This is a genomic window from uncultured Rhodospira sp. (assembly GCF_937138205.1).
Lineage (GTDB): Bacteria > Pseudomonadota > Alphaproteobacteria > Rhodospirillales > Rhodospirillaceae > Rhodospira.
In genome coordinates this window covers 1-21,490 of the sequence record NZ_CAKZOT010000024.1, presented here as the reverse complement: position 1 = coordinate 21,490, position 21,490 = coordinate 1, and the positions used below count along the sequence as shown (strand labels likewise).

Annotated in this window: 17 protein-coding genes and 2 pseudogenes; 11 read left to right on the top strand and 8 right to left on the bottom strand. The window is 67.9% G+C overall.

Going from position 1 to position 21,490, the window contains the following annotated elements; genetic code table 11:
* The first annotated feature begins 53 nt into the window (after positions 1-53).
* Positions 54-3,788, top strand: coding sequence for an ExeM/NucH family extracellular endonuclease (locus tag Q0309_RS02535; RefSeq protein WP_299437124.1), 3,735 nt, complete (start codon positions 54-56; stop codon positions 3,786-3,788).
* A gap of 47 nt (positions 3,789-3,835) precedes the next feature.
* On the opposite strand, the gene Q0309_RS02530 is transcribed toward Q0309_RS02535, so the two are convergent.
* Complete coding sequence (locus Q0309_RS02530; protein WP_299437122.1) at positions 3,836-8,029, bottom strand: LamG-like jellyroll fold domain-containing protein; 4,194 nt, start codon at positions 8,027-8,029, stop codon at positions 3,836-3,838.
* Positions 8,030-8,607: 578 nt separating this feature from the next.
* On the opposite strand from Q0309_RS02530, the pseudogene Q0309_RS02525 reads away from it, so the two are divergent.
* Positions 8,608-8,745: pseudogene (locus tag Q0309_RS02525) on the top strand (transposase); the annotation flags it as partial.
* 38 nt (positions 8,746-8,783) lie between these two features.
* Here the strand turns inward: Q0309_RS02525 and Q0309_RS02520 are convergent.
* From Q0309_RS02520 to Q0309_RS02510, 3 genes and pseudogenes are all read right to left on the bottom strand, one after another.
* Positions 8,784-8,978, bottom strand: a complete 195-nt coding sequence (locus tag Q0309_RS02520; protein WP_366940550.1) for a helix-turn-helix domain-containing protein — start codon at positions 8,976-8,978, stop codon at positions 8,784-8,786.
* A gap of 223 nt (positions 8,979-9,201) precedes the next feature.
* Positions 9,202-9,771, bottom strand: a pseudogene (locus Q0309_RS02515) (cupin domain-containing protein); the annotation flags it as partial.
* 108 nt (positions 9,772-9,879) lie between these two features.
* Positions 9,880-11,012 (bottom strand): IS3 family transposase gene (locus Q0309_RS02510; RefSeq protein WP_299437118.1). Its coding sequence is split into 2 segments (ribosomal slippage): positions 9,880-10,745 and positions 10,745-11,012, totalling 1,134 coding nucleotides; the frame shifts between segments, so codons are not numbered across the junction.
* A 119-nt stretch (positions 11,013-11,131) separates the two neighbouring features.
* Between Q0309_RS02510 and tcuA the strand changes: the two genes are divergently transcribed.
* The 6 genes from tcuA to Q0309_RS02480 all read left to right on the top strand — a co-directional run bounded on the left by tcuA (position 11,132) and on the right by Q0309_RS02480 (position 15,399).
* Positions 11,132-12,454, top strand: a complete 1,323-nt coding sequence (tcuA, locus tag Q0309_RS02505) for an FAD-dependent tricarballylate dehydrogenase TcuA (protein WP_299437116.1) — start codon at positions 11,132-11,134, stop codon at positions 12,452-12,454.
* A complete protein-coding gene (gene tcuB / locus Q0309_RS02500) occupies positions 12,441-13,538 on the top strand; it encodes a tricarballylate utilization 4Fe-4S protein TcuB (protein ID WP_299437114.1) in 1,098 nt (365 codons plus the stop codon). Before tcuA ends, tcuB begins: the two co-directional genes overlap by 14 nt.
* Complete coding sequence (locus tag Q0309_RS02495) at positions 13,528-14,280, top strand: cobalt-precorrin-6A reductase (RefSeq protein ID WP_299437112.1); 753 nt, start codon at positions 13,528-13,530, stop codon at positions 14,278-14,280. The genes tcuB and Q0309_RS02495 overlap by 11 nt, the downstream gene beginning before the upstream one ends.
* Before the next feature lie 250 nt (positions 14,281-14,530).
* On the top strand, positions 14,531-14,863 hold the full coding sequence (locus Q0309_RS02490) for a BrnT family toxin (protein WP_299437110.1): 333 nt from the start codon (positions 14,531-14,533) through the stop codon (positions 14,861-14,863).
* Positions 14,811-15,113, top strand: a complete 303-nt coding sequence (locus Q0309_RS02485; protein WP_299437108.1) for a BrnA antitoxin family protein — start codon at positions 14,811-14,813, stop codon at positions 15,111-15,113. The genes Q0309_RS02490 and Q0309_RS02485 overlap by 53 nt, the downstream gene beginning before the upstream one ends.
* 79 nt (positions 15,114-15,192) lie before the next feature.
* Positions 15,193-15,399 (top strand): DUF433 domain-containing protein, encoded by a 207-nt coding sequence (locus tag Q0309_RS02480; RefSeq protein ID WP_299437106.1) that lies wholly within the window; start codon positions 15,193-15,195, stop codon positions 15,397-15,399.
* Here Q0309_RS02480 and cobJ read toward each other — a convergent pair.
* The 3 genes from cobJ to Q0309_RS02465 are packed head-to-tail and all read right to left on the bottom strand — an operon-like array spanning position 15,372 to position 18,473.
* The gene (cobJ, locus tag Q0309_RS02475) at positions 15,372-17,117 is read right to left on the bottom strand and encodes a precorrin-3B C(17)-methyltransferase (RefSeq protein ID WP_299437104.1); all 1,746 of its coding nucleotides are present in this window, start codon (positions 17,115-17,117) and stop codon (positions 15,372-15,374) included. The genes Q0309_RS02480 and cobJ overlap by 28 nt on opposite strands.
* Complete coding sequence (locus Q0309_RS02470) at positions 17,096-17,839, bottom strand: precorrin-2 C(20)-methyltransferase (protein WP_299437102.1); 744 nt, start codon at positions 17,837-17,839, stop codon at positions 17,096-17,098. Before Q0309_RS02470 ends, cobJ begins: the two co-directional genes overlap by 22 nt.
* 1 nt (position 17,840) lies before the next feature.
* Complete coding sequence (locus tag Q0309_RS02465) at positions 17,841-18,473, bottom strand: precorrin-8X methylmutase (protein WP_299437100.1); 633 nt, start codon at positions 18,471-18,473, stop codon at positions 17,841-17,843.
* A gap of 203 nt (positions 18,474-18,676) precedes the next feature.
* Between Q0309_RS02465 and cbiT the strand changes: the two genes are divergently transcribed.
* The 3 genes from cbiT to Q0309_RS02450 all read left to right on the top strand — a co-directional run bounded on the left by cbiT (position 18,677) and on the right by Q0309_RS02450 (position 20,503).
* On the top strand, positions 18,677-19,315 hold the full coding sequence (cbiT, locus tag Q0309_RS02460) for a precorrin-6Y C5,15-methyltransferase (decarboxylating) subunit CbiT (protein ID WP_366940548.1): 639 nt from the start codon (positions 18,677-18,679) through the stop codon (positions 19,313-19,315).
* Positions 19,312-20,085, top strand: a complete 774-nt coding sequence (cobF, locus tag Q0309_RS02455; RefSeq protein ID WP_299437096.1) for a precorrin-6A synthase (deacetylating) — start codon at positions 19,312-19,314, stop codon at positions 20,083-20,085. The genes cbiT and cobF overlap by 4 nt, the downstream gene beginning before the upstream one ends.
* Positions 20,086-20,224: 139 nt before the next feature.
* A complete protein-coding gene (locus tag Q0309_RS02450) occupies positions 20,225-20,503 on the top strand; it encodes a hypothetical protein (RefSeq protein ID WP_299437094.1) in 279 nt (92 codons plus the stop codon).
* Between the two features lie 67 nt (positions 20,504-20,570).
* On the opposite strand, the gene Q0309_RS02445 is transcribed toward Q0309_RS02450, so the two are convergent.
* Positions 20,571-21,203: a tyrosine-type recombinase/integrase gene (locus tag Q0309_RS02445; RefSeq protein ID WP_299437126.1), complete on the bottom strand. Its 633-nt coding sequence runs from the start codon at positions 21,201-21,203 to the stop codon at positions 20,571-20,573.
* Positions 21,204-21,490 lie beyond the last annotated feature (287 nt).

The following is a 21,490-nucleotide window of genomic DNA, read 5'->3' as shown; positions in this document are numbered from 1 at the left end:
ATTCGCGCGCAACCAATTATGAGTCCCGCTGCCCGGACTTTTGCCCCGGTTACATGGCCGACAAAGAACTGCTGGCGTGGTGGAGCTTCAACAACACCGACAACGACGCTGACCTGTTGAATTCCACCGAGGACGACAAAAACGCCCGGTCCAACTACGGACACATGTACGACAACAACGATCCGTACGACGACGGGTTCTATGAACCGGCGAGAGGATCGCTGTTCCCGGTCAGCGACGCGTACTCCGGCTCTCCCGGCGCGCTGATTTTCGCCACCGATCCCGGGGTTGGCATTCCCAACACGGCGGACTACGGCGCCTGGATCGATGTGTCAGGGCTGGTCGGCGACAACTTCGAGACCGGCACGGCGGACAACTGGGGCTCCTACTCCGGCACGGCGGACAATCGTCCGTCCGGCACCTACGCGGGCGGATCGCTGTCCGTCGTCGGCGACGACAATAACGGCAGCGCCTTTGCCATCCGTGCCGACCTGTCGGGCTGGGAGGACATCGAGGTCTCCTGGGCGCAGCGCGGCACCTCGACGGGCTTTTCCGCCCGCACGGTCGAGGTCTCGACGGACGGCGTCACCTTCACCGAGGTCTACAGCGACTCCGGCGCACTGTCGTCATCGTGGACCATCGAGACCGCCGACATCGGCGCCCTTCTGGACGATGCGGAAAACGCGATCATCCGCTTCACGGTCGACGGCGCCAGCAGCAATTCGGGCAACAACCGCTTCGACAACATCCAGCTTCTGGGCGCGCCGCTGACCACGACCGTCAGCGCCGTGATCAACGAGTTCATGCCGAACCCCCCGGGCGGTGATCCCTCCACCCAGACCTTCGAACTGCTCGGTACCGCCGGCGCGGCGTTCGAGGGCTGGGTCGTCTCCATCGAGAGTGACGCCGGTTCCAGCGCCGGTCTCGTGGACCGCGCCAGCCAAGTCAGCGGCACCTTCGATGCCAACGGCCTGCTGACGGTGGACGTGCCGGATCTGGAGAACCCCAGTTTCACCGTCGCCCTGGTGAGCGACTTCACGGGCGCCACCGACAGCACGGACATCGACACCGATGATGATGGGGTCGCCGACGACCTGTCCGCCTTCGGCACCGTGTACGACGCCATCGGCGTGCCGGACGATGCCGGCGAGCTCCTGTACGGGACCGACCTGGGCGGCACGGACATGGCCTTCTTCGATGACGAACCGCGCCTGATCTTCCGCGACGGCGCCACCGGCGAGCTGTATGCGGTGGATGGCGCGGCCGGTTCGGGGTCGGTGTTCGACGCCAGCGGCGCAGAAGTCAACGCGACCGGCTTCGATGTCGATCCGACCGCCGGCACCGATACGTTCGGCGCCGTCAACCCGACCTACGACGGCTCGGTCGAGCCGGTCTACGCTGACCAGTTCATCAGCGCCATTCAGGGCAGCACCGATCTCGCGGACGGCACCCTGGTCGGCGTGTCCGGCGCCGCCGATGAATCACCGATGCTGGGCGAGGCTGTGCGCATCCAGGGCGTGGTGACCGCCGTGTTCGCCGACCTGGGTGGCTTCTACGTGCAGGAAGAGGACACCGACGTCGACGGCGACGCCTTCTCCTCCGAGGGCATCTTCGTCGCCAGCAGCGGTGTGATGCCCGACCTCGGCAACCTGGTGACTGTCGAGGGTTCGGTCGCCGAAGTCGAGGGCGAGACGCGCCTGACCGTCGACACCGTCGCCGTGGACGACGACAGCGACCTCCGCTCGCTCATCACGGCGGCCACCATCGCCTTCCCCACCGCCACGGTGCTGATGGATGCCGACGGCGACTATGTCGCCAACCTGGAAGCCTACGAGGGCATGATGGTGACGGTGCCGGAGGCCATGAGCGTCACCGAGCTGTTCCAGCTCGACCGCTTCGGTACCATCCGCATCAGCTCGGAAGGCCGCCTGGAGCAGTTCACCCAGTCCAACGCCCCCAGCGTCGCCGGCTATACCCAGCACCTGAAGGACGTCGCGGCCCGCTCATTGGTGATCGACGACGGCTCGGACGTGCAGAACCCGGGCACGCTGCTGGTGCCGGGCCTCGGCGCGGACGGCACTCTGGACGGCGGCGACGTCTTCCGCATGGGCGACGCGTACACCAACCTGACCGGCGTGCTGAGCTTCAGCGAGGACAGCCAGTCGTCCTCCGAGGAGCCCGAATACCGCCTGCATCGCCCCGACGCGACATTGACGCAGACCAATCCCCGACCCGAGGCGCCAGAGGACGTCCACGCCGAGGGCGAGGGCGACACGGACGGCGGTCACGGCCATGGTCCCTGGTGGTGGCCGTGGGGGAACCATGACGAACCCGAGGACATCGGCAGCGACTTCAAGGTCGCCTCGTTCAACGTGCTCAACTTCTTCACGACCCTCGACACGTGGCCCGATAAGGAGGGCGTCGGGCCGAACGGGCTCGACCCGCGCGGCGCCGACACCAATCCGGCGTTCCCGTTCGGCACCGTCGGCCCGACGGACGAGTACGACCGCCAGCTCGCCAAGCTGGTGGAGGCGATCGTCGCCGTCGATGCCGACGTGGTAGGCCTGCTGGAAATCGAGAACGACTTCATGGCGGGCGGGGTCAGTCCGGATCCGGCGCCGCAGTACTCGATGGGGCCGGTGGCCATCCAGGCGCTGGTGGATGAGATCAACGCCTTCATCCTGGCCGATACCGGCGTTGCTGGCACCTATGACTGGGTGCGGCCGGACGGCGAGTTCGTCGGCGACGACGCCATCGCCGTCGGCATGATCTACGACAGCGCCACGACCAAGCTGGCCGACGGCACGACGGTCGAAACGCTTCAGGACAGCGATCTCGCCGCTTTGGGCGTCGATCCCGGTCACGAGCTGTTCAACGGTGCCGGCACGAATCGCGTGCCGCTGGCCGCCAGCTTCACCGAAATCGCGACGAACGGCACCTTCACCGTGGCCGTCAACCACTTCAAGTCGAAGGGCTCGGTCAGTCCGTTTGGCGACAACGCCGACAAGGGCGACGGCGCCGGCAACAACAACGAGGCGCGCTTGCAGGCGGCGCAGGCGGTCGATGCCTGGCTGGACACCGATCCGACGGGCTCCGGCGACGATGACGTGCTGATCATCGGCGACCTGAACGCCTATCGGATGGAAGACCCGATCACGTTCCTGCAGGGCGAGGGCTACACCGATCTCGCCAGCGCCTACGAGGACGATCCTTATTCCTACGTCTTCGACGGGCAGACGGGCACGCTCGACTACATGCTGTCGAACACCACGCTGACCGGGCAGGTCACTGGGGCGACCGAGTGGCACATTAACGCGGATGAACCGGACGCCTTCGACTACAACCTGGACTACAACCGCGACCCGTCGCTGTACACCGACGGTCCCTATCGCGCCTCCGACCACGATCCGATCATCATCGGTCTCGACCTGGCGCCGGAGCGCATCCTGGTCTCGGGCGGGCCGCGCCTGGATTTCCTGCGCGGCAGCGACGCGGACGAGCTGTTCGTGGGTGGTGGCGGCCGCGACTTCATCTGGACCAGCGGCGGCTCCGACGTGGTGGACATCGGCGGCTTGCTCGACAACGGCCGCAAGGACGTCACGTTCATTTTCGACTTCGATGTGGACGAAGATATCCTCGGCGGGGTGGCGGCGTCGGATGTGGCCCGGAGCCGGTCCTCGTTCTGGCACACCAAGCTGGTGTTCGAGAGCGGCGACAAGGTGTTCCTGACCGGCGTGCGGGATGCCGACGACATCGACTTCGAATACGACGACACGCTGATCGCTTGAATCGGGCGGGGCCCGGACGGACCGGGCCCCAGGGACGCGGGTGACGATCAGGCGAACAGATCGTCCGGGGTCAGGGCCTCGGCGAACACCATGACGTCGGCGATGGTGCCATGGAAGGAGTCGTAGATTTTGTCGCTCGTCCCACTGGTGCGGCCCCAGGCGTTGGCGCCGACCACCAGCGATTCCGCGTTGGTCTCCAGGCTATAGGCGAAGTCGGTCTGGTCGGCCAACGCGCCGTCCAGGTAGAGCCGCGCCCCGTCGGTGCCGAACGCCAGCAGCATGTCGTGTTCGATCCCGTCGGTGACCGCGTTGTCGGCCTTCAGGGTCACACTGCGTTCGGTGTCCTGCAGGCGCAGGATCAAGTCTCCCCGTTGCACATAACAGGTGATGTGGCCGCCATCCGCGTAGCCCCGGGCGTCCTTCGAGAACAGTGTGTCCCGATCGCCGCCCGAGCCGTTGTCGGAGACGAACGACAGGGCGAACGTTCCCTCGGCCAACGCGAGAGCCGGGTCGTGCGGCACGTCGACGATGTCGGCGGTGCTGTCCACCGCCAGCGTCTGCGGTGACAGCATGAACACCGGTACCGGCGCGTCCGCCGGGTCCAGCACGTCAACCGTCACGGTCGCGGTGTCGCTGCCGCCACGCCCGTCGTCCACGGTGTAGGTGAAGCCCGCGCCCCCGGCCGGGACGGCTGCGTCGGCCGAGTACACCACGCTGTCGCCGGACAGGGCGACCGTGCCGCCGCCGATGGCGTCCACGGCGGTGATGGTGAGCGCGTCGGCGTTGGCATCGCTGTCGTTGGCCAGCAGGTCGGCCAGCGCCACCGTGGCCGTCTGGCCGGCGACCACCCGCACCGGGCCGTCGTCGACCGCCACCGGCGCGGTGTTGGGCGGCGTGTAGTCGGCCGGCGCGTTGGCCAGCCAGGCGATCTCATCCTCGCCGAGGGCGCCAGAGAAGACCGCGAAGTCCTCGATGGTGCCGTCGAACGGGTCGTCGATCCGGTCGGGCTTGTCATCGCTGCGCCGGGTGGCGCCGGCCCCCAGGACAAGGCTGTTGTCGTTGAGCGTCAGGTCGCTGGTGAAGTCCGCCGCCGTGTCCGCCAGTTGGCCGTCCACGTACAGCTTGGCACCCTCGGGGCCGAAGCTGAAGGCCATGGTGTGGCGCTCGCCGGGCTGAATCGTCAGGGTGTTCGCCTTCAAGTACAGCGACTCGGTGTCGCTCTGGAAACGCACGTCCAGGCGCCCCTTGACCAGCCGCGCCGTCAGGTGGCCGCCGTCCTCATAGCCGGTGTGGTCCTTTGAGAACAGTGTGCGGTATCCATCGGTGGCATCCGCCGTGAAGGCCAGCGAGACGGTGCCGGACGCCAGCGCCAGTGCGGCGCTGTGGGGGATGTCCAGATGCGACGCGGTGGTACCGTCGAAGGTATCGGTGCCGCGCGACAGGACGGCGGCGCCGTACAACGCGTCCAGGTCCCCGGTGTCGGGAATCAGGTCCGCGTTGGCCAGCGCGCCGCTCGCCAGTTCGTCGTCCAGCAGCACGTTGAGCCAACCGGCGGCAGTCTTAAGACTGACGTTGCGGTTGCCGTCCTCGTTCAGGAAGCGGTCCCGTTCGATCTCGAAGCCGAAGTGGTAGATCCCGTCAGCCACCGTGTCGACCGCCGGCCGGTCGAACAGATAGGTCGTGTCGCCGTCGTTCTGGACCAGGTGGAAGCCCCACTCCTGGCTGTTCTCATCGTCGCCATGCAGCGCGACGAAGGTCTTCAGGCGCTCCGCGTCCGAGCGGACCCAGGCGTTGACGGCCCGCAGGTCGAGCGTGCTCAGAACCCCGTCGTTGGCAACGCCGGTGACCTTGATCCCGTCCACCAGCATCTGGTTGAGCAGGCTGGCGCAGCGGGCGCCCTCGGCGATCTCGGCCGTGGCGATCTTCCGGTTCAGGCCCTCGTCTGCGATGATCGTCTCGGTCAGCACGTCAAGGCCGGTTTTGGTGGCGACGACGGCGGCGTAGGGATCGGTCTGGCCCACCAGCGTCGTGCCGTCGGCGAGATCGTCGGCCAGCGCGACGCTCAGCCAGTGGGCCACGCTCTCGAGCGAGGCGTTCCTGTTGCCGTCCTCGTTGAGGAAGCGGCCGTTCTCGATCTCGAAGCCGATATGATAGGTGCCATCGAACACCCGGTTGACCGCCGCGTTGGCAAACAGGCGGCTGGTGCCGCCGTCGTTCTGCACCAGATGGAAGCCCCATTCCCGGTCGCCCTCATCGTCACCGTGCAGGTCGACGAAGGTCTTGTAGCGGGCCTCGCTGGCGCGGACCCAGGCGTTGACGTCGTACAGGTCGCTGGCGGTCAGGGTGCCGTCGTTGGCCACGCCGGTGGCCTGGATGCCCTCGATGATCATCGCGTTCAGGGCGTCGGCGCAGGACGCGCCCTCGGCGATCTCCGACGTGTCGATGCGGTGATTCAGGCCCGGGTCGCGCACAATGACGTCGATCCACGCGTCCAGTCCGGTCCCGGTCGTGCCCGCGATGGCGGCATAGTCCGGGAACAGCGGATCGTCCGGCGCGTCCGGCACGTCGATCACCGGCGCCACGCTGCCCAGGCACAGCGAGGCGATCTCGCCGTCGGTCAACACGCGGTCATAGACCGTGAAGTCCTCGATGGTGCCGTCCAGCCGCTGCGCCCGCCAGTCGGGGTTGCTGTCGGTGCGGGCATAGGCATTGGCGCCGACGATCAGGGTCTCCGGGTTCTCGGTCCAGTTCACCAGAAAGCCGGTCTCGGCATCGGCCAGCACGCCGTTGACGTACAGCGCGACCCCGTTCGATCCGAAGGTCACGGCGACGTCGTGCACCACCCCGGTCTCGACCGTCAGCCCCCTGGCCTGCAGGTAGGTCGAGTCTGTCTCGGTCTGGAAGCGGACCTTGAAGCCCGAGTCGCACATCCAGGCGGTGACGTGCCCCGGATCCTCCTGGTCGCGGGCGTCGCGCGAGAACAACCCTTTCCAGCCGCTCAGGTCGTCGGCGGCGACGCTGAGGGTGATGGTGCCCTCGGCCAGCGCGAGGTCCGGGCCGGCCCCCAGATCGGTGCCCAGGCCGGTGCCGCCAAAGGTCAGATCGAGCGGCGCGATCACCTGCGCCGCCGCCAAAGCCGCCGGATCGACCGCGGACGACAGCAGATCCGGGTTGACCAGGGCGCCACCGGCCAGATCGTCGGCCAGCAGCACGTTGAGCCAGCCGGCGGCCGTTTCCAGGCTGACGTTGCGGTTGCCGTCCTCGTTCAGGAAGCGGTCCCGTTCGATCTCGAAGCCGAAGTGGTAGAGGCCGTCGGCCACCCGGTCGACCGCCGGACGGTCGAACAGGTAGGTCGTGTCACCGTCGTTCTGGACCAGGTGGAAGCCCCACTCCTGGCCGTCCTCATCGTCGCCGTGAAGATCGACAAAGGTCTTCAGGCGGTCTTTGTCCGAGCGGACCCAGGCGTTGATGGCGTGCAGGTCCGCCGTCGTGAAGACGCCGTCGTTGGCCGCGCCGGTCGCGTGGATGCCCTCCAGCAGCATCGTGTTTAGTTCGCCGGCGCAGCGGGCGCCCTCGGCGATCTCGGCCGTGGCGATCTTCCGGTTCAGGCCCTCATCGGCGATGATCGTCTCGGTCAGAACGTCCAGGCCGGTGCCTGTCTCGGGAATGCCCGCGTAGGGGTCGACGGCGGTGTTCGCCAGGCCACCCGAGGCGAGATCATCGGCCAGCGCGACGCTCAGCCAGTGGGCCACGCTTTCCACCGAGGCGTTCTTGTTGCCGTCTTCGTTGAGGAAGCGGCCGTTCTCGATCTCGAAACCGAAGTGATAGGTGCCGTCGAACACCGTGTTGACGGCAGCATTGGCGTACAGCCGGCTGGACCCACCGTCGTTCTGCACCAGGTGGAAGCCCCATTCCCGGTCGCCCTCGTCGTCGCCGTGCAGGTCGACGAAGGTCTTGTACCGGGCCTCGCTGGCGCGGACCCAGGCGTTGACGTCGTAAAGGTCGCTGGCGGTCAGAGTGCCGTCGTTGGCCACTCCGGTGGCCTGGATGCCCTCGATGATCATGGCATTCAGGGCATCGGCGCAAGACGCACCCTCGGCGATCTCGGCGGTGTCGATGCGGTGGTTCAAGCCCGGGTCATGGACGATGACCGAAATCCAGGCATCAAGACCGGTCCCGGTCGATCCGGCAACGGCGGCATAGGCCGGGAACAAGGGCGCGGTTTCGCAGGACGTCGTCATGTCGGCTTCCCTTCTTCAGATCTGAAAAAGCGGATGCCGGGGGCCGTCACCCCGCCACTCTCCCCCCTGGCGGCGCGACCCGGGTCACATGCGCGCGTGCCAGAGTCGGCCTGGGTGGATCCCGCGCGGACTGGGAGTCCGCGTCCGGGTGCGAACTCGCCATATTGCATATGCGTTCCGATGTATAAGCGCAATATTTTTAATTTTATACAATTCAAGGGTAAGGCTTATCCCCCTGTTTCCGGCCCCCCCTTTGCCGTTGGGGACGTACGGTCGCTGGATCCACCACCGGCTCCGCCAACCGGACCCAGGGGGATAAGCCGGTCAAGGGTATGGACGTGTCGCACGTCCGCTTGCCTTTGCACGGTCCCTCCCTTGGGTCCGGAAAAGCCAAGACTTGCACGACTGAGGTGGCCGGAGTCGTCGAGACAGAGTTTGGCGGATATTAAGTGGGTCGCCTGCCGTGGGTGAAGCGCCCCTGAGGCTTATGCAGGGAGGGCGGGGCCCGACCGGAATGACCCTGCTCCAAAACGGTGGACACCTCCGTTAAGCTCCCTCTGGAGCGGAGAGGTGAAACGATGACGACTGAGACGCGACGATCCTTCACGGACGAGTTCAAGCAGGAGTCGGTGGCAGTGCTGGAGAGCAGTGGCCGGCCCTTGGCGCATATCGCGTCCGAGCTGGGCATCCAGCCTTCCATGCTGAGGAACTGGCGCCGGCGGTTCGGGAAGCGACGCTGAAAGTCCGGAGGCAGTTACACCTCTTGATCGTGCCGTGCCTCGGCCAGTTCGGCCTCCTGCCGCCGCTCGGATCGCCATATGCCGGGCGAGCGCCCGGTCGCTCGGCGGAAGGCTCGACAGAAGGAGGCTTCGGACTCGTAGCCCACGGCTTCGGCAATCAGGTATATGGGGCGGTTCGTGTCGACCAGCTGTCCGGCCGCGATCTGCATCCGCCAGCTGAAGAGATAGCTCATCGGCGGCAAGGCCGAGCGCGTCGCGAAACGTGTCGGCGAGGCCGGTGCGGGACACTCCGACGGCCCGCGCGAGCGACGAAAGCGTCCAGCCCCGCGCCGGGTCCTCGTGCAGGAGGGTCAGCGCGCGGGCTACATGCGGAATCCTTAGGGCCGCGAGCCAGCCGCGTGCGTCTTTCGGAAAACGCTCGGCATGGATGCGGACGGCCTCGATGAAGATCAGCTCGCTCAGGCGGGAAAGCACGTTGCGGCCGCCATCGCGGCTGTCCCGCCCCTCGGCCGCGGCGGCGCGGATGAGGCTGGCGAGCCAGCCGCCACGCTCAGTGAAACCGTCAGAGATGACCAGCATGCCGGGAAGCGCATCGAGCAGCGGATTGAACGGCAGAACATCGCAGCCGAGGAAGCCACAGATCAGGCGCACCGTCTGCGGACCGTCCCCGTTGCGGCTGAGCATCAGCGGCTTGAGGCCCTCGGGCTGCGGCGCGTCGAAGATCGCGGGATCGAACGGCGATCTGAGGCCGGGCTCGCTCGAGAGCACGTGTGGCTGGCCCTGTGGAAAGACGATGACACTGCCTGCGGTCAGCCGCACCGGCTCGTCCGCGCTGTCGAGCAGTCGCGCCCAGCAGACGCCGTTCGCGACCACGTGGTAATTTATCACGTGCTGCGCGTGCGGCATGACAAGTGCCTTGAACTCGCAGGAAGGCGGTGCCTCCGCGACCCATGGCGCGCGTCCCTCGACGTCGAATTGAGGTGGTCGGAGTCGTCGAGACAGCGTTTGGCGGATTTTAAGTGGACCCCTTGCCGTGGGTAAACCGCCCCTGGGGCCCCTGCAGGGAGGGCGGAGCCCGACCGGAAGGGGCCCCAGGGGCGGGGGTGACGATCATGCGGCCACGGCCTCCGGGGTCGTCGCCCAATAGGCCACGTCCGGTGTCCGGCCGCCCAAGGAAGAATGCGGCCGGCATCCATTGTAGAAGTCCAGATACTGGCCGATCGAGGCCCGGGCCTCGGCCACGCTATCGTAGGCCTTCAGATAGACCTCTTCGTACATGATGGTCCGCCACAGGCGCTCGACGAAGACATTGTCCCGCCAGGCGCCCTTGCCGTCCATGCTGATCTCGATCCGGTGGACCAGCAGCACCCCGATGAACGCCTCGGACGTGAACTGGCTGCCCTGGTCGGTATTGAAAATCAACGGCTTGCCGAGCCGGGCCAGGGCCTCCTCCAGCGCCTCGATGCAGACGTCGGCCGTCAGAGTGGTGGACAGCCGCCAGGCCAGCGCTCGCCGGGTTGCCCAGTCCAGGACGACGGCCAGATAGACAAAGCCCCTGGCCATGCGAAGATAGGTGATGTCCATCGGCCAGACCTCGTTGGGCCGCGTTATCGCCCGGTTTCGCAGCAGATACGGAAAGACCATGTGCCCCGGGGCCGGCTTCGACGTGTTCGGCCGGCGATACAGCGCCTCGATCCCCATGTGGCACATCAGCGTCACCACCTTGTCGCGCCCGACCGCGAAGCCCTCCACCCGCAGCATGTCGCGCAGCATCCGGCTGCCGGCGAACGGATGCTCCAGGTGAAGCGCGTCGATCCTGTGCACCAGCGCCGGGTCCGCGTCCGACACCGGCCGGGGCAGATAGTACAGGCCACTCCGGCTGATCCCCCGCATTTCGGCCTGGTGCTTCAGGGGCAGCGCGTGGTTGCGGGCCATCATCGCTTTCCGCTCGGCAGGCCGGCCTTGCCGAGTGCATCCGACAAAAAATCCTGCTCCAGCGTCAACTGCCCGATCTTGGCGTGCAGGTCCTTGATGTCCACGGTCGGCGCAGAGGCCCCCGGGGCCGGGTCGCCGAACACACCCGTGGCGCCCTCCAGAAGCTGGGCGCGCCATGCCGTGATCTGGTTCGGGTGGACGTCGAACTGCTGCGCCAGTTCGGCCAGCGTCTTCTCGCCCTTGATCGCCGCAAGGGCTACTTTCGCCTTCAAGGCTGGCGCGTGCGTCCGGCGGGGTCGTCTCGCCATAAGATGTCCTCCTGTCTCGGCATCGTCGCCAGTCTCAGGCAGGAGATCCAATTATCGCCCTGTCCAAATTTCCCCGACCGGCTCTGTCATGGAGAGCCGCATCCAGGTAAAAGGTCAGAATGGCTGAACCCAGGAAAATGGGCGGCGCCCGCGCCGGACCTGAGGGCGGCCCTGATGTTCTGGTCGCGGGGGGCGGCCTGGCCGCGCTGTGCGCCGCGATTGCCGCGCGTCGCGCTGGCGCCTCGGTCTGGCTGGTTGACGCGGCTCCGGACGCCCTGAAGGGCGGCAACGCCCGCCACGGCCGAAACATCCGGGTGGCCCACGACGGACCCTCCGCCTTCATCCCCGACCGCTATCCGGTGCCTGCGTTCGAAGACGACCTGCGCCGGGCCGACCCCGGGGCGGATCCTGATCTTGTCCAGCGGCTGGCGCGGGACTCCGAAAGCGTGCCCGGATGGCTGGCCGCGCAGGGCGTGGCCTTCCAGCCGCTCGCCTCCGGTGTCCTGCCCTATTCGCGGCGGACGGTCTTTCTGCTGGGCGGGGGCACGGCGCTGGTCAACGCCCTGGTCCGGACGGCGACGACGTTGGGCGTGCGGGTGCTCCACGGCACCGCCGTCGACGACGTGGCGGCGGACGGGCGGGCGATTCTGCGCCGCGCGGAAGGCCGAACGGAGGTGTCCGCCCGCGCGGTGATCGCCTGCACGGGGGGCTTCCAGGCCAATCGCCCCTGGTTGCGCGAGGTCTTCGGACCGGTGGCCGAGGCCTTCGTCAACCGTGGCACACCCTCCGCCGACGGCCGCCTGTTGCGGGCCTTGCTGGAGCGGGGCGCGGCCCCCGTCGGAGACCCCGCGCACGCGCACCTCGTCGCCGTGGATGCCCGCGCCCCCGCCGACGACGGCGGTATCGTGACGCGGGCCGACGGCATGGCCTGGGGCTTGGTGCTGGACCGCGACGGCCGCCCGGTCCGGGACGCCACGCATGAGACCGGGTCGGCGCGGTATTCGGGCTGGGGGCGGCTGGTTGCCGGATGTCCTGGGGGGATCGCCCATGTGATCCTGGACACCGCCGGGGTGGCGCGGCTGGGCCGTCGGGTGTATGTCCCACGAACCATGCCCGATACCGCCGCCCTCGCCCAAGACCTCGGTCTCGATCCGGTGCGCCTGGCCGAAACGCTCCATCAGGAGGGGCCGGCGGGCGGGCCGCCGTGGCATGTCCTGTCCCTTCGGCCGGGGATCACCTTCACGGGGCTGGGGGTGCGCGTGGACGCGGACGGCCGCGTTCTGGACCGGGCCGGCGCACCCCTGCCGGGGCTGTTCGCGGCCGGCATGATCATGGCCCCGGCGGTGCTGGGCGGACGCTACCTGTCGGGAACCGCCCTGACGGTCTGCGCCGTGTTCGGCCGCCGCGCGGGGGAGGCGGCGGCGCGCCATGCCCTTGCCTGAGGGGGACATCCTGGACGAAGCGCGCCGTCAGATGACGGTCTGCGTTGTCTGCAAGTATTGCAACGGCTACTGCGACGTGTTCCGCGCCGCCGACGCGCGCCCCGACCTGACGGACGGCGACCTGTTTTACCTCGCCAATCTGTGCCATCACTGCCGAAACTGCTGGTATGCCTGCCAGTACCGCCCGCCGCACCCGTTCGCCGTGGCACTGCCGGCGGCCCTGGCCCGGGTGCGGGTCCTGTCGTGGCAACGCGCCGTGGGATGGCCCGCGCCGCTCGGCGGCCCGGCGGGTCTAGCCCTGGTCGCAACCCTGCTGGTGCCCCTGCTGACGCTGCTTCTGGTGCCGCCGGAGACGCTGTTCGCCGCACACCGGGAATCGGGCGCGTTCCATGCCGTGATCCCCCGAGGCGTGATGGTCTGGGGCGCCGCGCTTGCCCTGCTGGCGCCTGTGGGGCTGGTCGGGCTCGCGATGACGCGGTTCTGGCGCGCCATTGGGGGCGGATCGGCGCGACAGGTCGCGCGGGCGCTCCCGGCAACGCTGCGCGATATCCTCACTCTTCGCAATCTGAGTGGCGGTGGGGTCGGCTGTAACGAGCGGGACGACCGCTTCGGCTTCGCGCGTTGGCACGCGCATCATCTGGTCTTCTGGGGCTTCCTGCTGACCGTGACCGCCACGCTGGCGGCGGCGGCGTCCCATCACCTGATGGGGATGAGGGCGCCCTATCCCTGGATCAGTGCCCCGGTGGTGTTGGGCACGGCGGGCGGCGTCGCGCTGCTGGCCGGCGTGGGGGCCATGGCCTGGATCAAGCATCGCGCCGACCCGGCGCCCGAGGCCCCGGAAACCCGCGCGGCGGAATGGACCTTGCTGTGTGTGCTGGGGGCCTCCGCCGCCAGCGGGCTGATGCTGTTGGTCTTGCGGGAGAACGCCGCCATGGGAATGCTGCTCGCCGTACATCTGGGGACGGTGCTGGCCTTTTTCGTGACGCTGCCGTTCGGCAAGATGATGCACGCGCCGTTCCGCGCGCTGGCCCTGCTGCGCGCCGCCATGGATCGTCAGGAGACCGACCGCGCCCATGACCCTTGACCGACCCCGCGTCCTGATCCTGGGCGGCACCACCGAAGGCTATGCCCTGGCCGATGCCCTGGCGGCCGATGGCCGCTGGGATCCGGTCTCCTCCCTGGCCGGGCGCACCGCCAATCCGCGTCCGCCGGCCGGGGCGATGCGCGTCGGCGGCTTCGGCGGGTCGGACGGACTGGCCCGCTGGCTGCGGGACGAGGGCATTGCGGCGGTGATCGACGCCACCCATCCCTTCGCCAGCCGCATGGGCTGGAACGCGGCGACCGCCTGTGCGGCGGTGAGTGTTCCGCTGCTGCGCCTGGAGCGGCCGCGCTGGACGCCCGGGCCGGGCGACGCCTGGAGCTTGGTCGCGGACTGGGATCAGGCCGTGGCGGCGCTCAGGCAGATGCGGGCGCAGCGTGTGCTGTTGGCTGTGGGCCGGCAGGAGGTCGCCCCGTTTGCCGCCCTGCCCGACGTCTGGATGCTGATCCGCTCGGTCCAGGCGCCCGACCCCATGCCCGCCTTCGCGCACGCCGAGGTGCTGCTGGCGCGCGGGCCGTTCAGTCTGGACAGCGAAATGGGCTTGCTCCGCACACGGGCCATCGACACCATCGTCTGCAAGAACAGCGGCGGCGCCACCGACGCCAAGCTGGCCGCCGCCCGCGCCCTGGGGGTCCGGGTGGTCATGCGCGACCGGCCCGTCCGGCCCGACACCGCCACCGTCGCGAGCGTGGACGAGGCGACAGGGTGGCTGGAGCGGCTCGGTTGAAGCCATTTATGTCTGTAGCGTATTGACAAACGGAATGGGCATCACTTGTTATGAAAGGTGTTTGTCGAGCGGGTCATCGGCTGACACAGGAAAGTGAAATGGAGTCGCGCGGAAATCCGGAGCGTGAACACGGTGTACCACATAGCGATGCTGCGGTCTCATTGAAAGTATAGGTGCCAGTACTTCCGTTTAATTGGCATCTATTAAACGGGGAAAGCTCCAATGAAAGCCACGATCGCTAGGTGCTCGGATGCCAGTTTCTCCAATAGATCCAACGGAGTTGCGATTCGATTCATTTGAATGGGACGAGGCTAAATCGATCTCGAATCGACAGAAGCACGATATATCATTTGAAACGGCAGCTGCTATTTTCGACAACCTTGTGATCACACGCGAAGATGATCGCAAGGACTACGGAGAGCCCCGGTTCATCGCCCTTGGTATGGTCCAGGGCCGGTGTTTGACAGTAGTCTACACTCCAAGACCGGACCGGGTGTGCCGGATCATCTCGGCATGGAAGGCAGGAGCCCATGAGCGAGCGCATTACGCGAAAGTCGTGGAACGACATCAAGCCCAGCCATGAGGAGCTTGAAACCCTGGATGCGCTGAGCGACGAAGAGGTGGCCCGGCGGGTGGCCGCCGATCCGGACGCCCCCCCGCCCCCGGACGTCGACTGGTGGCGCAACGCCGAAGTCGTGGCACCGCGCAAACAGCCCGTCACGCTGCGGCTCGACCCCGATATCCTGGCGTGGTTTCGCGAACAGGGACCGGGCTATCAGACCCGGATCAACGCGGTCTTGCGACACTACATGGAAACGGTGGGAGACCGCTGACGCCCGTCTGGCACGGATGGGACCTTTGGTGTCAGGGTCAATCGGCCAAGCATGTCCTGGCCAGACTTTGGAGGCTCGGATGGAGCTGTTCCCGCGGATCACCCAGACCCCTGGCCTCATGGGCGGCAAGCCTTGCATTCGAGGAATGCGGGTTACCGTGGGCATGATCGTCGGACAGATCGGCGCCGGCCATAGCGTGGACGAGGTCCTAGCCGCATACCCCTACCTGGAGCGCGAGGACATTCTGCAGGCTATTCGCTATCGCCCGTACCACCTTGGCGAATAGACCCAGGTGCCGCCGTCGATCGGGCGCGGAAACGTCTGCGTGGCCGACGAGCCGACCAGGATCACCGTCCGCATGTCGGCGTCCTCCGGCCGCACGGCGCCCAGAGTCGTGACCCGCACCGCCTCGTCGGGGCGGGCCACATCGCGGGCCAGCACCACCGGCGTTTCCGGCCCCCGGATCGTGCGCAGCCGGTCCAGCGCCTGCCCCAGTTGCCAGGGTCGCGCCTTGGAGACCGGGTTGTAGAGCGCCATCGCCAGGTCGGCGCGGGCGGCATGGTCCAACCGGTCCAGGATGACGTCGAACGGCTTCAGGTTGTCCGACAGCGACAGGATGCAGAAGTCGTGGCCCAGCGGCGCGCCAACCCGCGCGGCGGCCGCCTGCGCCGCCGTGATGCCGGGCACCATGTCCAGATCGATCCCCTGCCACGCCGGGTCTGCGGCGTCGTGCAGGGCCTCCATAACCGCCGCCGCCATGGCGAAGATGCCCGGGTCGCCGGAGGAAATCACCGCGACGCGCGCGCCCACCGCCGCCAGGGATAGAGCATGGCGGGCCCGGTCCAGTTCCTCGCGGTTGTCGGTCGCATGAACCGCCTGCTCGGGGCGGGGCATGCCCACCATACGCTCGGCCATGCGGATATAGGTCTCGTAGCCGATCCAGTGATCGGCGCAACGCAGGGCCTCGCGCGCCGCCGGGGCGAGCAAGTCGGGGCTGCCGGGGCCGAGCCCCACCACCGACAGGTGCCCACGCGCATGTCCCACGGGGCGGACAGCCTCGGGCGCGCGGGCGACCGCGATCGCGACCGCTCCGGTCAACCAAACCGGGCGATCCCGCTCGGCCTCGGGTACCGCCGTTGCGACCAACACCGCCGGATCCGCGGACGCGGACACGAACCGCACCGGCCAGCCGTCATCGGTCTCCAGGCGCCGCAGGCCGGCGCTTGGCGCGTCCGCCTCCGGTGCGAGCACGCAGGCCACCGCCGCCCGCGCCAGTCCCGCCGCCGCCAGCGCCGCCGTCACCCGGTCGGGAAGGTCCTCCCCTCCGCCGACCACCCCGACCACCACGGTCTTCGGATGGAACACCAGCGTGCCGTCCTCCGGCGCGCGGTCGTCCGGCGTGACGCGGATACACCGCTCACCGCCTGGTGTGAACGGCAACCGGCTCTGCGCCAGCCAGGGCGCGTGGCCCTCCAGGCGCACGGTGGCACCGCCGAGCAGATCCGACATGAACGCCTTCGACGCGCCCGGGTCCCGGGCGACATAACCGTTGGGCGGGGCCTCCAGCGTCACGTTGAACCGCACGTCCCCGGTGGTCGTGATCGCTGGCGCGACGCCCAGGGCCTCGGCGATGCGCCGCGCCAATCCGTTGACCCCCTGCAACCCGCCCAACAGCGGCACCACGGCGCTGCCGTCCTCGGCCACGGCCAGGACCGGCGGTTCGGCCCGCTTGTTCTGAAGCAAGGGGGCCAGGGTGCGGATGATGATGCCGCTGGCGCACAGGGCGACGACCGGAACGCCGTCCCGATGCAGCCCCGTCACCGTCTCGCCGAAGCCATCATAGGTCACGTCCGCGCCCTCGACCCGCCCCGACAGGCCGTAGACCCGAGAACCGGCGGGCAGCGCGGCCTGAATCCGGCGCGCGGTCTCCAGACTGCCTTGCCCCAGCACGACGATGGCCGCCGCCGTGTCCACTCCCGCCGTCACGGCGTCAACCCCGGCCATGTCCGTCCCGGGATCAGGATCAGCGAGAAGTAGGGCACGGACTCCGGTTCGACCTCGGCCAGGGGCATCATCCGCTGTGTGGCCATGGTCGCGCGTTCCACATACTGGGCGCGGTCCATCAGCCCAAGGTCCTCGATCACCCGGCGGACCTTGGCGAAGGTCTTGCCCAGTTTCATCACCACCGCCGCGTCGGCGTCGGCGAGCCGCCGCCGCAGATCGTCTTCCGTCATGACGCCGGACAGCACGGCCAGGACCTGATCCCGGTAGACCAGGGGCGTGCCCAAAACCGAGGCGCCGGCCAGGATGGAACAGACACCCGGCACCACCTCGGTCTCGTAGCGGTCCGCGAGCCGGTCGTGCAGGTACATATAAGACCCGTAGAAGAACGGATCGCCCTCGCACAACACGGCGACGTCGCGGCCGGCATCCAGGTGCCCCGCGATCTCCTCCGCGCTGTGGTCGTAGAAGTCGCGCACCTGACGTTCATAGTCCGGTGAGGTCGACGGCGTCTCAATGGTCACCGGGAAGACCATGGGCAGCCGGATCTGGTCCGGCCTGAGGTATCCCTCGGTGATGGTCAGCGCATGGCCCTTGCGCCCCGGCGCGCTCGGGAAAGCCACCACCGACGCCGCCCGCAAGCGGTTGAGGGCCTTCACCGTGATCAGTTCGGGATCCCCGGGACCGACCCCCAGGCCGAACAGGCGTCCTTTCTGGTCCACCATGTCAGCCGTGCGTCTCCCGCCCGAGGGCGTTGACGGCGGCGGCGGCCATGGCGCTGCCGCCCCTGCGGCCGCGCAGGGCGACGAAGGGCACGCCCCGACTGTTGGCGATCAATTCGTCCTTGGACTCGACCGCGCCGACGTATCCCACAGGGAAGCCCAGGATCAGCGCGGGGCGCGGCGTTGCCGGGTCGTCCAGCAGGCTCAACAGGTGGAACAGCGCCGTCGGCGCATTCCCGATGGCGATGACCGACCCGGCCAGATGGGGCCGCCACAGCTCGACCGCCGCCGCCGATCGGGTCGTCTCCTGGTCCCGCGCCATCTGCGGCACGGCCGGCTCGTTCAGGGTGCAGACCACCGCGTTGTCCGCCGGCAGGCGCGCGCGCGTGATGCCTTCCGCCACCATGCGGCAGTCGCACAGAATGGGCGCGCCGCCGTTCAGCGCCGCTTGGCCAGCGGCGCCCGCGCCGTCCGAGAACACCAGGTCGTCGATGACGTCCGGCATCCCGCAGGCATGGGCCACGCGCACCGCGACCGCCTCCAAGTCGGCGGGGATGCGGCTCAGGTCCGCCTCGGAGCGGATGATGGAGAAGGACTGCCGGTAGATCTCGTGCGCGTCACGGCTATAAGCGTTCATGGCCGTCTCCTTGAAAAACAGTCTGGGGCTCCGCCGTCGGCACGGACCGGGGGACCGCTGATATCGGGAGGCGTTATCTACACCGAGCCATGCGCGTGCGAAACCGTAAACCGGTCCGCACCGCCGGGGCGCGGTCCGGGTTGTCAGGGCATGGCCCCGGGGCGTATCACCACGCTCGGTTTTCCGAAGGGCACAAGAGAGGGATGATGGACCCCTGGCTGACGGTGGGCGACATCGGTGAGGACGGTCTGTCGCGGCTGGCGGGGCTGCCGGACGAGGCGTTCGACCACGACGGCCAGATCACCAAGCGCGATCAGCGCGCCGTGACCCTGGGCCGGCTTGGCCCGCGTCCGGGGGAGCTGCTGTGGGACGTGGGGGCGGGCTGCGGGTCCATCGGCATCGAGTGGATGCGGACCCACCCGACATGCCGGGCCATTGCCATCGAAAGCCGAGCCGACCGACGCGACCACATCGCCCGCAACCGCCTGGCTTTGGGCGTGCCCGGGCTGGTCATCGTTCCCGGCGCGGCCCCGGCGGCGCTGGAGGGGCTGGAGGCGCCCGACGCCGTGTTCATCGGCGGCGGCGTGACGGCCGACGGCGTGGTGGAGACCTGCTGGACGGCCTTGAAACCGGGCGGCCGGCTGGTCGCGAACGCGGTGACGCTGGAGGGAGAAGCCGCCCTGCTGGCCCTGCGGGCGCGCCTCGGCGGCGACCTGATCCGCCTCTCCGTGGCGCAGGCCAAACCCCTGGGCGGGTTCCACGGCTGGCGCCCCGCCATGCCGGTCATGCTCTACAGCGTCACCAAAGGAACCGCCAACGAGTCCGGAGTCTCCCCGTCATGAAAACCATCCTGCTGATCGGCATCGGGCCGGGCGATCCGGACGCGCTGACCCTCACCGCCATCAAGGCCATCCGGCGTACCGATGTGTTCTTCGTCCTGGAGAAGGAGGGCGACGGCAAGGACTCCCTGATCCGGTTCCGCCGCGAGATCCTCGCCGAACATGCCGGCGACCGCCCCTATCGCATCGCCACCGGCGCCAGCCCCAAGCGCGACCGCGCCTCCGCCGACTACACGGGCGCGGTCGAGGACTGGCGCCACCGCCGGACCCAGGTGATCGCCGAGTTGATCGACGCCAACATGACCGACGGTGAGACCGGGGCGTTCCTGTTGTGGGGCGACCCGGCCCTGTACGACGGCACGATGCAGAACCTGCACGACCTGATCGCCGAGGGTCGCGACGACATCGCGTTCGAGGTCATTCCCGGCATCACCTGCATCCAGGCCCTGACCGCCCGGCACCGCATCCCGATGAACCGCGTCGGCGAGGAGATCGTCATCACCACCGGTCGCCAGATCGAAACCGGCGACCCGTCGGCCGTCACCAACAGCATTGTCATGCTGGATTCGCGCGACGCCTATCAGCGCCTGCGCGGCGAACCGGGGATGGACATTTTCTGGGGCGGTGATGTGGGCAGTCCGGACGAGGTGCTGATCGCCGGTCCCCTGGACGAGACCGCCGAGCGGATCGCGGAGACCATCAAGGCCCAGCGCGCCCGCAAGGGCTGGATCATGGACACGTACATCCTGCGGCGGCGGCAGCAGGCCAAGTGAACCCCCGTGTTCGGCGGCGGGTCCGAGAAGGGGTCAATAGTCGCGCCGAGTCACAGACAAATATCCGTCCGTGCATCCTGGCCGGCTCGCTGATGGTGGTCACGCTGTCGGTGGGCGAGTCCAACGTGACCTGGATGCTATGACCAAGACGCTGCCGGTGGGTCTCGCGGACAGCGATGTCTCCATGCGCCTGGAGGTGGCCAGCGCCTACACCCTGGTCTTTTTCATCATGATCATGCCGCTGCTGACCGCCATGCAGATGCTGGGCCGCGAACGCCCTGTGCGCCAACCCCAGAGCACCTCGACACGCCCGTACGGACGACGCCATGCCCCAGTTTCTGAACTGGACCGACACATGGCCGCATTGGGGCTTGGTGACGCAGCCCGGGACTCATGGGGTGGAGCACGATGTCGCTGAAGAGGATTGCGTCATCCATTTCCGTTGCCGCAGCCCTGCGCGCGAACGCGGCGGGCGGCCCCTTCGGTCAGAGCTCGGTGGCTTCGGCAAGGGCCAGCGCATCTTCAATGTCCACGCCGAGATACCGGACCGTGCTCTCGATTTTGGTGTGCCCGAGCAGGATCTGAACCGCTCGAAGATTGCCCGTCGCCTTGTAGATCAGCGAGGCTTTGGTGCGTCGAAGAGAGTGCGTTCCATACTCTTCGGGTCGGAGGCCAATGGCCGAAACCCACTCATCAACAAGGCGGGCATACTGCCGCGTACTGATGTGGTTCGCATGATCAACCCGGCTGGGGAAGGCAAAGTCGTCCACAGTTCCACCGCGCCGCCCGAGCCATGCAAGCAGACTCGCTCGGGCGTCAGCCATCAGCTCGAACTGCACCGGCGTCCCCGTTTTCTGTTGTATCACCATGCCCCGCGTTCGGATTTCCGGTCCGGCAACGAGCGTCCCGATCTTGATCTTCACGAGATCGCATCCCCGCAATTTGCTGTCGATGGCGAGGTCGAACAAAGCGCGATCCCGAAGGCGACCCTCCCGATCAAGAAAAAACCGGATTGCCCATATCTGCCGGGGCTTCAGGGCGCGCTTTGCGCCAACTTTCCGGCCTGCATTCCATGCGCGCTGTCCCTGCGAAACAGGGTCATATTGTGAATGTCCCATTGCCTTTCTCCTCTGGCCGTGATTGACCAGCAAGGACACGGTATGCCGCATGCGAGTCGATCAACAGGCGGCAATTTCCTTTATCGCGGCTAATCAGCGACTGCCGTGGCGTGGGTCGGCTGGCAACCAGAGGTCCGCTTGTCCTCCGCTCCGCTGCAAACCCGACCGTCCCCTTTCGGCCCCTGTCGTCCAGTCTGCGCCCATTGTCGTCGTACGGCAGGCTTGGACCCGCTCCCGAAACCGGACGGTCGCGTGGTCTCGCAAGGTGTGTGGGGGCGCCGAACACT